This window comes from Microbacterium pseudoresistens (assembly GCF_013409745.1).
Lineage (GTDB): Bacteria > Actinomycetota > Actinomycetes > Actinomycetales > Microbacteriaceae > Microbacterium > Microbacterium pseudoresistens.
In genome coordinates, this window is record NZ_JACCBH010000001.1 from 1,150,557 (window position 1) to 1,164,809 (window position 14,253).

Below are 14,253 nucleotides of genomic sequence, written 5' to 3' on the forward strand. Positions count from 1 at the left end.
GCTCCCATGCTAGCCCCCGATCGGGCGTGATCCGTAAGCGTGCCCCGAGACGCACATGCCGAAGGGGCGTTCCGAACCGCGGATGGCTTCACAGGCATGCATCGACATCGCTCGTCCCCACCCTCGCCCCGTCGAGGTGATCGGATCGGCCTCTCCGGGTTAAGTCCTTAACAGTGTTAACACCTGTGGAGAATGTGGATAACCCTGGGGATTCCATGTCGCTCTAGGGAACTACATCCGTGTGAGATGTGGATTCCCTGCGGAAACAGTGGGATCGGGAGGGATGCCTTCCGGCGGATGCCCTGACGGTTATCCACAGGAGATGGCCGACTCTGGGGATTCCACGCCGTGGCGATTGCGCACTATCCACAGGTTATCCACAAGGGAGCAGAGGCATCGCGACGGGCTCGAAAGCGCTCTGAGGCGCAGAATGACGCGGGTCAGCGGCGACCGAGCTGCGCGGTGATCTCGGTCACCTGGTTGTAGATCGAGCGGCGCTCCTTCATGAGCTCGCTGATCTTCTTGTATGCGTACATCACCGTCGTGTGGTCGCGGTTGCCGAAGAGCTGACCGATCTTCGGCAACGACAGGCTCGTGCGCTCGCGGCACAGGTACATCGCGATCTGACGCGAGGTGGCGATCTGCTGCGACCGGCTCGAGCCGTACAGGTCGTCGACGGTGAGCTTGAAGTAGGCCGCGGTGGCCGTGATGATGTCGGTCGGCGAGACGACGTTGTCCTCGGCCTGGTCCACGATGTCGCGCAGCACGGTCTGGGCAAGCGCCATGTCGAGGTTCGAGCGGTTGAGGCTCGCATACGCCGAGACGCGGATGAGCGCACCCTCGAGCTCGCGGATGTTCGACGAGACGACCGTGGCGATGTACTCCAGCACCTCGTCGGGGATGTGCAGCGCCTCGCTCTGCGCCTTCTTGCGCAGGATCGCGATGCGGGTCTCGAGGTCGGGCGCCTGCACATCCGTGATGAGGCCCCACTCGAAGCGGCTGCGCATCCGATCCTCGAACCCGGTGAGGTGCTTGGGCGCGACATCACTGGTGATCACGACCTGCTTGTTGTGATCGTGCAGCGTGTTGAAGGTGTGGAAGAAGGCCTCCTGCGTCTCGGCACGCCCCTGCAGGAACTGGATGTCGTCGATGAGGAGGATGTCGACGTCACGATAGCGGGTCTGGAACGCGGCCCCGCGGTTGTTGGCGATCGAGTTGATGAAGTCGTTCGTGAACTCCTCGCTCGACACGTACCGCACGCGCACGCCCGCATACAGCGACTTGGCGTAGTCGCCGATGGCGTGCAGGAGGTGCGTCTTGCCCAGCCCGGAGTCGCCGTAGATGAACAGCGGGTTGTACGCCTTGGCCGGAGCTTCTGCCACGGCGACCGCTGCGGCATGCGCGAAGCGGTTCGACTGGCCGATGACGAAGTTGTCGAACGTGTACTTGGCGTTCAGGCGTGATTCGTCGCGGATGGGCGTGGGCTGCTCGATGGGGGACTCCACCCGCGCGGACTCGGCGCGGGTGCCGGTGAAGTCGGGCATCGAGATCGGCATCGTCTGCTGCTCGGCCAACTCGTGGTTCACGACGACGCGGAACGAGGTGACGTCGTCGCCGATCTCGCCGAGCGCCTCCATGATGGGCAGCCGCAGCCGCTTGTTGATCTGCGCCTGGGTGAGGTCGTTGGGAACGTCGAGGTAGAGCGTGGAACCCATGACCCCGGCGGGGACGGCGAGACTGAGGAAGCCGTGCAGCTGAGGAGTGACCCGGTCGTCGGAAGCAAGGGCGTCCAGGAGAACGTTCCAGACGGGGACCTCGGGCTGCGCGGGTGACGACATGGTGCTCCGGATGCTCTCGGAATGGCGGCGGATCGAGGGCGCGATCGGCTGTGGATAACTGCTTGTCCACGCTAGATGAGAGAGGGCTCGCAGGGCAACCTGCGGCGGAACCATGCGGCGCGTGTCATCCGCCGTGTTCGACGCATCCTGTGGATAATGTCGCGGACCGGCCCTGCGCATTTGCGATGCGGGCCGCGACGTCGTAGCCTTAATCGGTTGACTTATGCCTAATCGGCAGTCTTTTGTCCACCGTCTCCGGCCGCAGCGATCCCGGTGACAGCCCTTCCGGAGTATTCCTATGAGCAAGCGCACCTTCCAGCCCAACAACCGACGTCGTGCCAAGAAGCACGGCTTCCGCGCCCGCATGCGCACCCGCGCCGGCCGCGCCATCCTCTCGGCTCGCCGCGGAAAGGGCCGCACCGAGCTCTCGGCGTAAGCCGTGCTCGCGCGCCCGAATCGGCTCGTACGCGGCGACGACTACCGCACGGTGGTTCGTCGCGGGCGGCGATTCGGGGGCGCACGGGTCGTCATCTCCGTGCTCTTCACGGGGGAGAACCGGCCCGCTCGGTTCGGATTCATCGTGAGCAAGCAGGTCGGCAACGCCGTGGTGCGCAACACCGTGCGCCGCCGCCTCAAAGACGTCTGCCTGCGGTGCCTGCCCACCCTTCCCGACGGCACCGATGTCGTCATCCGCGCGAACCCGGCCGCGGCGTCGGCCCCGTTCTCCGAGTTGCTGAGCGACGTCCACCGCGTGCTCGCCCGGAGCACGGCGTGAGCGCGCTGCCCGCATCCGCTCGCGGAACCTCCCACCTGCACGCCCAGGATGCGCTGCGCGCGGTGCCGCTCATCCCGCGCAACCTCGCACTCGGCGTCCTCGCCGCGTACCGCGCCGTGATATCGCCGCTGTACGGCGACGTGTGCGCGTACTACCCGTCGTGTTCCGCCTACGCTGTAGGTGCGGTGCAGCAGCACGGCGCCGTCAAGGGTGCGGCGCTCTCGGCCTGGCGCATCCTCCGATGCAACCCGTGGACGCGAGGCGGCGTCGACGACGTGCGCCCGCACAAGAACTTCCCTCACGCCCTCACACCCCGGGGATTCGTGGTCCCCGCTCGAAAGGACTGATCCGTGGATCTGATCAGCACAGTCATGTGGCCGTTCAAGTTCGTCGTCGAACTGATCCTGGTCGGCTGGCACTGGCTCCTCACCACCCTCGGCATGGCTCCGGATGCGGGACTCACCTGGGTGCTCTCCATCGTGGGCCTCGTCATCGTCATCCGACTGTGCGTCTTCCCGCTGTTCGTGAAGCAGATCAAGAGCCAGCGCAAGATGATGGAAATCGCCCCTGAACTGCGAAAAGTTCAGGAAAAGTACAAGGGAAAGCGCGATCAGCTCTCCCGAGAGGCGATGAGCCGCGAGACCATGGCGCTGTACAAGAAGCACGGCACGACCCCGGTGTCGAGCTGCCTTCCGCTGCTCGTGCAGATGCCGTTCCTGCTCGGAATGTTCTACACGCTCAGCGATGTGAAGAAGCACGCCGAGGCGGGCATCGGCGGCGTCGGCATCCTCAGCACGGAGCTCACCAAGCAGTTCTCCGATGCGACGCTGTTCGGCGTCGCTCCCCTGCACACCAGCCTCATCGACGCGGTCAACACCAAGCCCTCGGGATGGGAGCTCACGGTCGGCATCCTCGTCGTGCTCGTGATCCTGATGATCGGCTCGCAGTTCTACACGCAGCTGCAGATCGTCTCGAAGAACCTCTCGCCCGAGGCGAAGACCGGCCAGGCGTACCAGATCCAGAAGATCATGATGTATGTCCTGCCGCTGGGCTTCGTCTTCTCGGGTGTGTTCTTCCCGCTCGGCGTGGTCATCTACTGGTTCGTCAGCAACCTGTGGACCATGGGTCAGCAGTTCCTCGTGCTCCGCGAGATGCCGACGCCCGGATCGGACGCTGCCAAGGCCCGCGAAGAGCGCCTCGCCCGTAAGGGCAAGGCCATCGACTCCTCGGGCAAGGTCGTTGCCATGGCCGTCTACGAGGCCGAGCAGAAGCGCCTGCTCGAAGAGGCCGAGAAGGCCAAGGCCCAGACGCCCAAGCGACAGCAGCCGATGAGCAAGAAGCGCGCGAAGAAGCAGGGCCAGTCGTCATCGAACGGGGATGGTCAGCAGAAGAAGGACTCGACAGACGACGACGGTTCCACGAATGACGAGTCGAAGGGGAGCGGAGCATGAGCGAGCAGGAGATCACTCGCACGGTCGAGGAGCTCGAGCACGAGGGTGACGTCGCGGCGGACTACATCGAGGGACTCCTCGACATCGCCGACATCGATGGCGACCTCACGCTCGATGTGAAGCAGGGGCGTCCGTACGTGTCGGTCGACGCCGACGACGATGCTCTGCGCACCATCTCCGACCCGGATGCCGTGCAGGCGCTGCAGGAGCTCACGCGTCTCGCCGTGCAGAGCAAGACCGGTGCGTACTCCCGCCTGATCCTCGACGTGGGCGGATCGCGGGACGCGCGTCGCCAGCAGCTGGAGCGTCTCGTGGACGCGGCCATCGCCCGGCTGGACGAGGGATCGACGCAGGCGTCGCTTCCGTCCATGTCGAGCTACGAGCGCAAGCTGGTGCACGACATCGTCGCCGAACGCGGGCTCGTCTCAGAGTCATACGGCGAGGGATCCGGCCGACACACCGTCATCCGCCGCGCGTGACACCGGTCGATGTTTCACGTGAAACATCGACCGGGAGGCACGGGATACGGATGACACCGAGAAGGAAGGTCGTGCGGTGACTCTGCCCAACCGCGAGCCGCAGAACTGTGAGCCGGAACCCGCGGCTGCCGCCGAGATCTTCGGTGATCGGATCGAGCTCGCACGCTCGTTCACCCGCGCCCTTGTGGAGCAGGGGGAGGAGCGCGGCCTGATCGGCCCGGTCGAGCTTCCTCGTCTGTGGACTCGGCACATGCTCAACAGTGCGATCGCCGCCCCGCTCATGCACGGACTCGTCGCCGACATCGGATCCGGCGCAGGCCTTCCCGGGATCGTGCTCGCCATTGCACGGCCCGACGTTCGCTTCACGCTCATCGAACCCATGGAACGCCGGATCACCTGGCTCACCGAACAAGTCGCCGCACTCGGACTCGACAACGTCGACATCGTGCGCTCTCGCGCAGAAGACGTCACGATGAAGGCGTCCTTCGACGTCGTCACCGCGCGGGCCGTCAGTGCCCTGCGCACCCTCATTCCCCTCACCGCTCCGCTCGTCACGCACGGGGGCGAGCTCGTGCTGCTCAAGGGCATCAATGCGGAGAAGGAGATCGCGGCAGCGGAGAAGGTCGTGCGGCGGTTCGACCTGAGTGACGTACGTGTGGAGGTGCTGGGGGAGGGCGTACTCGCGGAGACAACGCGGGTTGTTCGGGCGGTTGTTCGGGCTTAGCGCGGTTCGGGCTTGGTGCGCGGGCTCGAGGTTCTGGGGTCCTGGCTCGAGATTCGGGTCCTGGCTGGTGGTTCGGGGTCCGGGCTTCGGGATCCGTGCTTGTGGTGTAGAGCGGGGCCCCTTCACCCCGATGCACCACAAGAACGGATCCCTGCGCCCTCAGTAACGCGGGGTGCTTGCGCCCTCGGTGACGCGGACGCTTGCGGCCTCGGTGATGCGGGATGCTCGTGCCGTCAGTGAGGCGGGCGGGTTCCTGGGGCGTCGGCTCGTGCCTTTGTGGTTGGTTGGGAGATGTTTCACGTGAAACATGGGGTGTCGGGCGGTCGTCTGTTCTGTGGGGTCGGTGGGCGCGATTAGAGTAGAGGAGCGCATCGCGGCCTCGTTTGTGCCGTCTATCCCCGATCTTCAAGGAGTGGATGTTTCACGTGAAACGGTCCCCGCAGACTTCGACGCCGGGATTCGGTGCGGACACACCTCTCGCTCGTGAACTCGCGGACCTCACCGCACGACGCAAGGCGTTGGAGGGGGTGTCGGTGCGGTTCGATGGGGCGACGCGGGTCTTCACGGTGTCGAACCAGAAGGGCGGCGTCGGCAAAACGACCACCGCGGTGAACATCGCCTCGGCCATGGCGGATCTCGGTGCCACGGTGCTCGTGATCGACCTCGATCCGCAGGGCAACGCATCCACCGCCCTCGGGGTGCCGCACACGGCGGACACCGCCAGCGTCTATGACGTGCTGATCGACGAGATGCCCATCGCTGAAGCCGTGCAGGTGAGTCCGGAGTCAACCAACCTCTGGTGCCTCCCGAGCACGATCCACCTCGCTGGAGCAGAGATCGAGCTCGTCTCGCAGGTGGCGCGCGAGCACCGACTGCGCACGGCACTGCAGGAGTACCTGTCGGAGCACGACGTCGACATCGTCATCATCGACTGCCCTCCCTCGCTGGGTCTGCTCACCATCAACGCGTTCACGGCGGCGACCGAGGTGATGATCCCGATCCAGTGCGAGTACTACGCGCTGGAGGGCTTGAGTCAGCTGCTCGGCAACATCCGCATGATCCAGAAGCACCTGAACCCCACGCTGCGCCTCTCGACGATCCTGCTCACCATGTTCGACGGGCGAACCCGGCTCGCCCAGCAGGTGGCCGACGAGGTGCGGGGACACTTCACCGATGAGGTGCTCGACACCGTCATCCCGCGCTCCGTCCGCGTATCCGAGGCACCCAGCTTCGGCCAGACCGTTATCGCCTACGACGGACAGTCCGTCGGGGCGATCGCCTATCGCGAAGCTGCCGTCGAGATCGCTCGACGCGCACCGCGCACCGACACCGAGGGGAAGGGGAACTGATGGCCGCCAAGCGCACAGGACTGGGGCGGGGGATCGGCGCCCTGATCCCCACGGGAGACCAGGCCGAACGACCCGTCGATGTGTTCTTCCCCGGGGGCAAGATCGGCAAGACCGATGCGGCGGTCGCCGAGGTTCCCGAGGCCGACCTCGCCGCGGTCCCCGGCATCCACCTCATCCAGATCGATCCGCACGACATCGTGCCGAACCCGCGCCAGCCCCGCACGCACTTCGACGAAGACGACCTCGCCGAGCTGGTGCACAGCGTGCGCGAGTTCGGCGTGCTGCAGCCCGTCGTCGTGCGCCGCAACGGCGAGGGCTCGTATGAGCTCATCATGGGGGAGCGGCGCACGCGTGCCGCGCGTGAGGCCGGCCTGACGGCGATCCCCGCCATCGTCCGCGACACGGCCGACGAAGACCTGCTGCGAGATGCCCTGCTCGAGAACCTACACCGTTCCGAGCTGAACCCTCTGGAAGAGGCCTCGGCCTACCAGCAGCTGCTCGACGACTTCGGTATCACCCAGGATCAGCTGGCCACGCGGATCGGCCGGTCCCGCCCGCAGATCAGCAACACCATCCGGCTGCTCAAGCTTCCGGTGCCCGTGCAGCAGCGCGTCGCCGCGGGGGTGCTCAGCGCCGGTCACGCCCGCGCGATCCTCTCGCTCAGCGATGCCGAGCACATGCAGCGACTCGCCGACAAGATCGTCAACGAGGATCTGTCGGTGCGCGCCACCGAGGAGGCGGCGAAGAGCATCGCGTCGGCGGGGTCGACGGGCACCGTGGCACGCCCCCAGGCCGGCGCGCGGCGGGCGTACCTCGACGAGGTGTCGGGCAAGCTCGGAGACCGGCTCAACACCCGCGTCCAGATCACCCTGGGTGCAAGAAAAGGCCAGGTCAAGATCGATTTCGCGTCGATCCAGGACCTCAATCGCATCCTCGGCGAACTGGGCGAGGAGGAGTACGGCACGCGGTGAGTCCACGCCACCCAAGGCCGCGTAGGCTTGTCGGGTGAGCGAATCGACCAGGCGTGCGAGCCTCGAAGTGCTGCGCGCCGAAGCGTCGGATGAACGCTCCGTGCTCGTGCACGAACGGCTGCGCTCCGGCGAGGATCCGTGGGACTTCATGGAAGACCTCCCCACGGTCGATGAGCTCGTCGTGCACTTCTTGCGCGCGGATGCGATCGCGGAGGGCGGGGGAGGGCGCATCGACGCCGCCCGCCACTACGAACTGATGCGACGCATCGGACTCGACTATCCCGAGCTCACCCCGATCGTGTGGCGGCTGCTGGGTCAGCACGAGTCTCACCGCCGCTGGGACCGGATCGTCGGCGAGCGTCCCGCCTGATCGCGCCCGGAGTGGGCCACTCGTGTTTCACGTGAAACGTCGTCAGAAACGCGAAGAACCCGCCGCACCGAAGCGAGACGGGTTCTGCAACGAGTGAGATCAGCTGAGGAACGCGGCGAGATCCTGCTCGAGCGCGAACTTGGGCTTGGCGCCGATGATGGTCGTCGCCACCTCTCCGCCCTGGAAGACCTTCATCGCCGGGATCGAGGTGACCTGGTACTTCATCGCCAGATCCGGGTTCTCGTCGACGTTGAGCTTGAGGATGGTGATCTTGTCGGCGTTCTCGGCCTGGATCTCATCGAGAACGGGCGCCACCATGCGACACGGACCGCACCATGCGGCCCAGAAGTCGACGAGAACGGGGCCCTCGGCCTGGAGCACATCCTGCTCCCACGTGGCCTGGCTGGTTGCCTTGGCGGTCATGACTCTCCTCTTTCGATGAGTTGTTCTGTGAGTGAGTGGTGGTCCGCTCACGGGAGTGCAACGCGGATGCGCGGTGAACTGTTCCCGTGGCGGTCAGGCGGTGATGACCTCGGCGGACTCGGCTGCGGGCTTCTCGACGGATGTGTCCGCGATGTCGGCGAGGAAGTGCTCGGCATCCAGGGCCGCGACCGTGCCCGAACCGGCCGCCGTGATGGCCTGGCGGTAGGTGGGATCGATGACGTCGCCGGCCGCGAACACGCCGGGAACCGACGTGCGCGAGGACCGACCGTCGACCCAGATCGTGCCCTCGGGGGTCAGGTCGAGCTTGTCGTGCACGAGGTGCGTGCGCGGGTCGTTGCCGATCGCGACGAACAGACCCTCCAGCGGCAGCTCCGACACGGTGTCGTCGACCGTATTGCGCAGGCGCACGCCCGTGGTCTCGTTCTCGCCGAGAATCTCCTCGACGACGCTGTTCCACACGAACTCGATCTTCTCGTTCGCGAACGCCCGCTCCTGCATGATCTTCGACGCCCGCAGGGCGTCCTTGCGGTGGATGACGTACACCTTGCTCGCGAACCGCGTGAGGAACGTCGCCTCCTCCATCGCCGAGTCGCCGCCGCCGACGACCGCGATCGTCTTCTCGCGGAAGAAGAAGCCGTCGCACGTCGCGCACCACGACACCCCGTGGCCGGACAGGCGCTCCTCGCCCTCCACGCCCAGCTTGCGGTAGGCGGAACCCGTCGCATAGATGACCGTGTGAGCCTCGTGCGTCGCGCCACTGCCCAGCGTCACCGACTTCACGGGACCGTCGAAATCCAGCGATGTCACGTCGTCGTACAGCACCTCGGTGCCGAACCTCTCGGCCTGCTCCTGGAACTTCGCCATCAGATCCGGGCCCTGGATGCCCTCCGGGAAGCCCGGATAGTTCTCCACCTCGGTCGTGTTCATCAGCTCACCGCCGACCTCGACGGAGCTCGCGATCAGCAGCGGCTGCAGGTTCGCCCGTGCCGCATAGATCGCCGCGGTGAACCCGGCGGGGCCGGAGCCGATGATGATGACCTGACGCATTGCTTCTCCTCGCGTTCTACTGCCTCAACACATGGTAGCCGTGGGGCATTCCTGTGCGGCGTGGACGTCCACAGTGCTCGCTCTTCGGTGTGTGGTCGAGAGCGGGGGTGGGGCGGGTCGGGGGATGCCGGCTGCGCTCGCAGAGCGGGGCCCCGCCCGCTGCGCGGGCACCCCGATGCTCGCTCCGCCGGCATCCCCCGACCCTGACGCCGAGCCTTTGGCCGGCGTAGGTGGGAGGAGAAGTGGCGAGGATGCTGTCAGGTGCGGGAGGAGGGGAGGATGCGGGTGGAGCCGGGCAGGGGAGTGAGCGACCCGGAAGACGCTGACGCCATGGCGGCCGTCAGCGCATCCGTGGTCTGCGCGGGAACCCAGAGGGTGAAGAGGGCCTCGGCCGCGTAGACGGGCGGGTCGAGGAGGGCGTCGTGGGCGGTGGCCCAGTCGCGCAGGATGTTCTCGATGCGGCCCGCCTCGGCGTGCGGAACGGATACCCGCATCTCGCGCAGGGCACGGCGGTGCACGATCACCGCCTCATCCAGCGCGTCGGACACGGCGGTGGAGTAGGCGCGCACGAGACCGCCCGCGCCGAGCTTCACCCCGCCGAAGTAGCGCGTCACCACGGCCACGACGTCGGTAAGCTCGCGGCGGCGCAGCACCTCGAGCATCGGCACGCCCGCGGTGCCCGAGGGCTCGCCGTCGTCGGACGAGCGGGCATGATCGCCGAGAACGCCGGTGATCATGGCCGAGCAGTGGTGCCGCGCATCCCAGAGCCGCTTCTTCTCCTGCGCGATCACGGCATCGGCCTCGTCGACGGACGCGATCGGGGCGATGTGCGCGATGAATCGTGACTTGCGTTCGACGAGCTCGCGCGTCACCGCTGCGGCGATCGTGCTCGGATACGAGCGCTCCCGCGCGCTCACCGTCCGGGAAGGAAGCGCGTGAGAAGCCCCTTCGCGGCGCCGAGCTCCGGGGTGCGGACGAGGGCGAGCACGCCAAGGTACACGACGAGGGTGGCGACGCCGACGATCGCCGCACCGATCGCGCCCGACAGCTGGCTCTGCATCGTCCATCCGCTCGTGCCGCCCAGCAGCAGGAACACCCCCCAGCCGGCTGCTGCGGCCGGCACCGCGCCGAACGCGAACCGCAGCAGACCGCCCAGCCAGTTCGCCGCGCTGACCGTGCCGAGGCGGCGGTGCAGCAGCCATGTCGCCACGATCGTCTGCACGGTGCTCGACAGCGACTGTCCGAGCGCGATCGTGGCCGCGAGCGCCTCGAGCGGGATGACCCCGGCATCCAGCAGACCCTTCGCGCCGAACGCGGTCGCGACGATCAGCACGCACTGGAAGATCGTGAAGAAGAACGGCGTGCGGGTGTCGCCGTAGGCGTAGAAGGTGCGCTGGATGATGAACAGCACCGCCAGCGGGATGAGCCCGACCAGGTATGCGAGCAGCACGAGCGCGGCCGGGGGGGCGTCGGTGCCGAGCACGACGAACACGCGGGATGCCGGGATGGCTGCGGCCACGACGGCCGCCGTCGCCCCCATGAGGAAGAAGCCGAGGATGCGGATGCTGCGGCCGATGTCGGTGCGCACGTCGTCGTCGCGCCCTGCTGCGGCATGCTCGCTGAGCTGGGTGAAGTACGGGGTGCCGATCGAGTGCACGATCACCGAGTAGGGGAGCATGAAGATGAGCCACGCGTTGAGCATCACGGTGATCGAGGGGGCGTCGCCCGAGGCATCCGAGGCCACGTTGTGCTGGATGATGCCGGCGGTGAGGCTTGCGAGCGCCATGAGCATCGTCCAGCCGGCGAGCTTTCCCACGGTGCCGAGGCCCACACCCCGCCAGCGGAAGTCGGGCCGCAGGGCGAGACCGGTGCGCGGCCAGAAGACGAGCAGGATGAGCGCCTGCGCGACGATGCCCAGCGTGGCCGTGGCGCCGAGCCAGGCGATGCGATCGGGCGTCCACTGCCCGACCTGCTCCAGCGGGCCGTGGAACATCGCGTTGATGAGGAGGAACCCTGCGATGGAGATCACATTGTTCGCCACCGGTGCCCAGGTGAAGGGTCCGAAGATGCGCCGGGCATTCAGCGTCTCGCCGACGAGCGCGTAGAGGCCGTAGAAGAAGATCTGCGGCAGGCACCAGTACGAGAAGGCGACGGCGAGCGCCTGCTGCTCGGCGGGACGGTGGCCCAGGGTCAGCCATACGAGAGGACCGGCGGCGAGCATGGCGGCGGCCGTCGCGGCCAGCAGCACGACCGTGCCGAGGGTGAAGAACTTCGAGATGAAGGCGTTGCCGCCGTCCTTGTGCGCGGTGGCCTGCACGATCTGCGGCACGATCACGGCGGTGAGCACGCCGACCGAGATCAGCGAGAAGACGTCGTTGGGCAGCTGGTTGGCGATTCCGAAGGCGTCGGCGGCTTCTGAGGCATTGGCGCCGATGACGGCGACGAGCACGATGGTGCGCAGCAGACCCGTGATCCGCGAGACGAGGGTGCCGGCGGCGAGGAGCGCGCTGGCGCGGGCGAGACCGCTCATCCCGCGGCTCCGGGGCCCTGTTCCGTGGTGACTTCGCCGTCTATGCCGTTATCGGCATGTTCGGCATCCTGCGCGTCGTCGTCGTCGGACGCGACCCGCCGCCGGCGCAGCACGGTGCGCAGAATCCCGCCGCCGATGAGCAGCACGGCCACCGCGCCGAGCACGTTGAGGCCGATGCCCTCCCATTCGGCGCGCACGGTGAGTCGGGCGACCTGCGGGCTGCCGATGGCGATGCCCGTCAGGCTTGTCAACCGCATCTCGAGATCGACCTCGCCGCTGGCGATGCGCGACTCGATCGGCACCTTCAGTTGCGTCGTGCCGCTGGGCTGGCCGTCGACGTCGGTCTCGCTCTGCACGTCGATGCGGGCGTCGCTCGGCTCGGCGTGCAGTCGTACGTGCACGGGGTAGGGGAGGTCGTTGCGCAGCCATACGGGCACGTCGACGTTCGCGCTGATGAGAATGGGGTTCGAGGGCTGCAGGCCCACGGCATCCAGCGTCGTCAGCGTCGTGTCGTGCATGTCTTGCAGCGCCGTCGCGAAGGCCTCGGGTGTGCGGTTCGCGCCGACGGCGAGAAGGCGCAGCCCGCTGATGCGCTGGCGCACGGTGAGCTGGGCGGGATCGTCGAGGATGGTGGCGAACTCGCCGATGCGCTGCTCGTCTTGCAGCAGCCGGCCCACGGCCTCGGCGCGGTCGGCGGCGGATGCGCTGCTCACCTCGAGCGCGACGGGTTCGGCCGCGAGCGCCTCGGCGAGCGCGGCGGGCCGCGCGTCGCCGAACGCCGTGATCGCCGCTGACAGACCCGGGCCGCTGCGCGCCTCGTCGCGGTCGAGGCCCGCGAGCACGGGGCTGGCGGGGTCGGCGAACCACAGCAGCGCCGCGGCCTCGGTGAGAGCCGATCCGCGCGGGGCCGGGTCGGCGGCTCCGGCGGCACGGCTCAGCGCGTCCGACACGGCCGCGTCGGTGACGAGCACGGGGGCGTCTCCCACCTCGCCGCGGCCCGACAGCGCCGCATCCCCGGCGCCGGAGGCGAACGATGTGGAGGGCAGGATCGTCACGGCCGGGCGGTCCGCCTCGCCGTTGTACGCGGCGAGGCGGGTGAGGTCGTCGGCCGAGACGTCGCCGCGCGGCCACAACATGCCCCACGTCGCCGCGCCCATGCGGGTGAGCTGCTCGACGGTGGGGAGGGCGACGTCCGACGGCGCCGTCGACGGGCTGGGGGCGGGCTGGTCGGCGTCGGCGGAGAAGTTCTGCGGGTTCAGCAGCGGGTCGAGGGTGTCGAGCCCGAGCGGGGTATCGAGCCCGGCGGATGCTTGCGCGGCGACATCGGCATCGGCGGCCTGCAGCGCGAACCGGTCGTTCGGCAGCGATTCCAGCCGGTCGAGCCAGGCCGTCGCCTCACCGGGGGCCGTGGCGCCGAGGGCACGGATCGCGGCGGGGATGAGCGGGTCGAGGGCGAGCACGGCGCCCGTGCCGGTCACGGCGTCGAGCTGGGTGGTCAGGGCGCCCCGGGGGCCGGTGAGGGCGGTGAGCTCGTCGGCGGTGAGCAGCGGGCCGGCGGGGGTGGCCGTGATCGGCACGATCGTCGTCACCGCGGGACGGGATCCGCCGACCACGAGCACGCTCGACGCCGTGCTCGAGACCGCCGCGCCGCCGTTGTCGGCAGCAGCGGCGGTGTACGTCGCCCGCAGCGGGTACACACCGGGGGCGAGCTCGCCCACCTCGGCGGCGGGCACGAGGATGATGGCCGAAGAGGTGCTCTGGGGGGCGACGGCGTCGGCATCCGTGAGGCCGAGCGGCGCGAGCACGGGCGGGGCGACGTCGTGCGCGTCGCCGGCGTCGGCCGTATCCGCCTCGAGCCATGCGCGCACGGCGGTCCGGTCGGCGAGCGCCGTGCGGCCCAGTTCGAGGCGCACGGTGCCGGCGGCGAGTTCCGTGGATCCGGTGTTGTCGATGGTGAGGGTGGAGCTCAGCGGCGAACCGCTCGCGTAGGCGCCCAGGGCGTCGGGGACGAGAGTCGTGGTCACGGCCTGGGCGGCAGCGGCCGGCGTGGGGGTGGGATCCGCGGCCGCCGAGACGGGCGAGGCGGCCGCGGGCAGCGCCGCACCGCCGAGCACTCCCGCCCCGACCGCGACGACGGCGAGCAGCGTGCGCGCGACGCGGCGCCGGCGTGCGCGCGTGCGCCGCGCGGGAGGGTTCGCTGTCATGGGTTGTCGTCGGTGCCGTTCGTGGATCGGTGCCCTGGAGGGCGGGCGGCGGCCGCCGGGCGCGAAGGCGC

Annotated in this window: 15 protein-coding genes; 9 read left to right on the forward strand and 6 right to left on the reverse strand. The window is 68.2% G+C overall.

Annotation, left to right across the window (positions count from 1 at the left end):
• Positions 1-440 precede the first annotated feature (440 nt).
• Positions 441-2,018 (reverse strand): chromosomal replication initiator protein DnaA, encoded by a 1,578-nt coding sequence (gene dnaA, locus BKA02_RS05655; RefSeq protein ID WP_370467848.1) that lies wholly within the window; start codon positions 2,016-2,018, stop codon positions 441-443.
• Positions 2,019-2,136: 118 nt separating this feature from the next.
• Between dnaA and rpmH the strand changes: the two genes are divergently transcribed.
• From rpmH to BKA02_RS05700, 9 genes are all read left to right on the forward strand, one after another.
• On the forward strand, positions 2,137-2,274 hold the full coding sequence (gene rpmH, locus BKA02_RS05660; RefSeq protein WP_036304730.1) for a 50S ribosomal protein L34: 138 nt from the start codon (positions 2,137-2,139) through the stop codon (positions 2,272-2,274).
• Between the two features lie 3 nt (positions 2,275-2,277).
• Positions 2,278-2,613: a ribonuclease P protein component gene (rnpA, locus tag BKA02_RS05665; RefSeq protein ID WP_179432083.1), complete on the forward strand. Its 336-nt coding sequence runs from the start codon at positions 2,278-2,280 to the stop codon at positions 2,611-2,613.
• Positions 2,610-2,960: a membrane protein insertion efficiency factor YidD gene (gene yidD, locus BKA02_RS05670; RefSeq protein WP_179432085.1), complete on the forward strand. Its 351-nt coding sequence runs from the start codon at positions 2,610-2,612 to the stop codon at positions 2,958-2,960. The genes rnpA and yidD overlap by 4 nt, the downstream gene beginning before the upstream one ends.
• Positions 2,961-2,963: 3 nt before the next feature.
• Positions 2,964-4,064 (forward strand): membrane protein insertase YidC, encoded by a 1,101-nt coding sequence (yidC, locus tag BKA02_RS05675; protein WP_179432087.1) that lies wholly within the window; start codon positions 2,964-2,966, stop codon positions 4,062-4,064.
• Complete coding sequence (locus BKA02_RS05680) at positions 4,061-4,543, forward strand: Jag family protein (RefSeq protein WP_179432089.1); 483 nt, start codon at positions 4,061-4,063, stop codon at positions 4,541-4,543. The genes yidC and BKA02_RS05680 overlap by 4 nt, the downstream gene beginning before the upstream one ends.
• A 76-nt stretch (positions 4,544-4,619) precedes the next feature.
• Complete coding sequence (rsmG, locus tag BKA02_RS05685) at positions 4,620-5,267, forward strand: 16S rRNA (guanine(527)-N(7))-methyltransferase RsmG (protein ID WP_343045358.1); 648 nt, start codon at positions 4,620-4,622, stop codon at positions 5,265-5,267.
• A gap of 416 nt (positions 5,268-5,683) precedes the next feature.
• Complete coding sequence (locus tag BKA02_RS05690) at positions 5,684-6,616, forward strand: ParA family protein (protein WP_179432091.1); 933 nt, start codon at positions 5,684-5,686, stop codon at positions 6,614-6,616.
• Positions 6,616-7,587: a ParB/RepB/Spo0J family partition protein gene (locus BKA02_RS05695; RefSeq protein WP_179432092.1), complete on the forward strand. Its 972-nt coding sequence runs from the start codon at positions 6,616-6,618 to the stop codon at positions 7,585-7,587. The genes BKA02_RS05690 and BKA02_RS05695 overlap by 1 nt, the downstream gene beginning before the upstream one ends.
• 34 nt (positions 7,588-7,621) lie before the next feature.
• Positions 7,622-7,957: a tryptophan synthase subunit alpha gene (locus BKA02_RS05700; protein ID WP_179432094.1), complete on the forward strand. Its 336-nt coding sequence runs from the start codon at positions 7,622-7,624 to the stop codon at positions 7,955-7,957.
• 99 nt (positions 7,958-8,056) lie between these two features.
• Here the strand turns inward: BKA02_RS05700 and trxA are convergent, their stop codons facing one another.
• From trxA to BKA02_RS05725, 5 genes are all read right to left on the reverse strand, one after another.
• A complete protein-coding gene (trxA, locus tag BKA02_RS05705) occupies positions 8,057-8,380 on the reverse strand; it encodes a thioredoxin (protein WP_179432096.1) in 324 nt (107 codons plus the stop codon).
• A 93-nt stretch (positions 8,381-8,473) separates the two neighbouring features.
• Positions 8,474-9,448 (reverse strand): thioredoxin-disulfide reductase, encoded by a 975-nt coding sequence (gene trxB, locus BKA02_RS05710; protein ID WP_179432098.1) that lies wholly within the window; start codon positions 9,446-9,448, stop codon positions 8,474-8,476.
• Positions 9,449-9,705: 257 nt separating this feature from the next.
• Positions 9,706-10,365: a YigZ family protein gene (locus BKA02_RS05715; RefSeq protein WP_179432100.1), complete on the reverse strand. Its 660-nt coding sequence runs from the start codon at positions 10,363-10,365 to the stop codon at positions 9,706-9,708.
• Positions 10,362-11,978: a murein biosynthesis integral membrane protein MurJ gene (gene murJ, locus BKA02_RS05720; RefSeq protein ID WP_179432102.1), complete on the reverse strand. Its 1,617-nt coding sequence runs from the start codon at positions 11,976-11,978 to the stop codon at positions 10,362-10,364. The genes BKA02_RS05715 and murJ overlap by 4 nt, the downstream gene beginning before the upstream one ends.
• The gene (locus BKA02_RS05725; RefSeq protein ID WP_179432104.1) at positions 11,975-14,182 is read right to left on the reverse strand and encodes a DUF6049 family protein; all 2,208 of its coding nucleotides are present in this window, start codon (positions 14,180-14,182) and stop codon (positions 11,975-11,977) included. The genes murJ and BKA02_RS05725 overlap by 4 nt, the downstream gene beginning before the upstream one ends.
• Positions 14,183-14,253 lie beyond the last annotated feature (71 nt).

What these genes read in the sequence shown, in the direction of transcription:
- trxA (WP_179432096.1), bottom strand. Translation starts at nt 8,380, where the DNA reads ATGACCGCCAAGGCAACCAGCCAGGCCACGTGGGAGCAGGATGTGCTC.
- dnaA (WP_370467848.1), bottom strand. Translation starts at nt 2,018, where the DNA reads ATGCGCAGGGCCGGTCCGCGACATTATCCACAGGATGCGTCGAACACG.
- BKA02_RS05725 (WP_179432104.1), bottom strand. Translation starts at nt 14,182, where the DNA reads ATGACAGCGAACCCTCCCGCGCGGCGCACGCGCGCACGCCGGCGCCGC.
- BKA02_RS05680 (WP_179432089.1), top strand. Translation starts at nt 4,061, where the DNA reads ATGAGCGAGCAGGAGATCACTCGCACGGTCGAGGAGCTCGAGCACGAG.
- BKA02_RS05690 (WP_179432091.1), top strand. Translation starts at nt 5,684, where the DNA reads ATGTTTCACGTGAAACGGTCCCCGCAGACTTCGACGCCGGGATTCGGT.
- BKA02_RS05695 (WP_179432092.1), top strand. Translation starts at nt 6,616, where the DNA reads ATGGCCGCCAAGCGCACAGGACTGGGGCGGGGGATCGGCGCCCTGATC.
- trxB (WP_179432098.1), bottom strand. Translation starts at nt 9,448, where the DNA reads ATGCGTCAGGTCATCATCATCGGCTCCGGCCCCGCCGGGTTCACCGCG.
- rpmH (WP_036304730.1), top strand. Translation starts at nt 2,137, where the DNA reads ATGAGCAAGCGCACCTTCCAGCCCAACAACCGACGTCGTGCCAAGAAG.
- murJ (WP_179432102.1), bottom strand. Translation starts at nt 11,978, where the DNA reads ATGAGCGGTCTCGCCCGCGCCAGCGCGCTCCTCGCCGCCGGCACCCTC.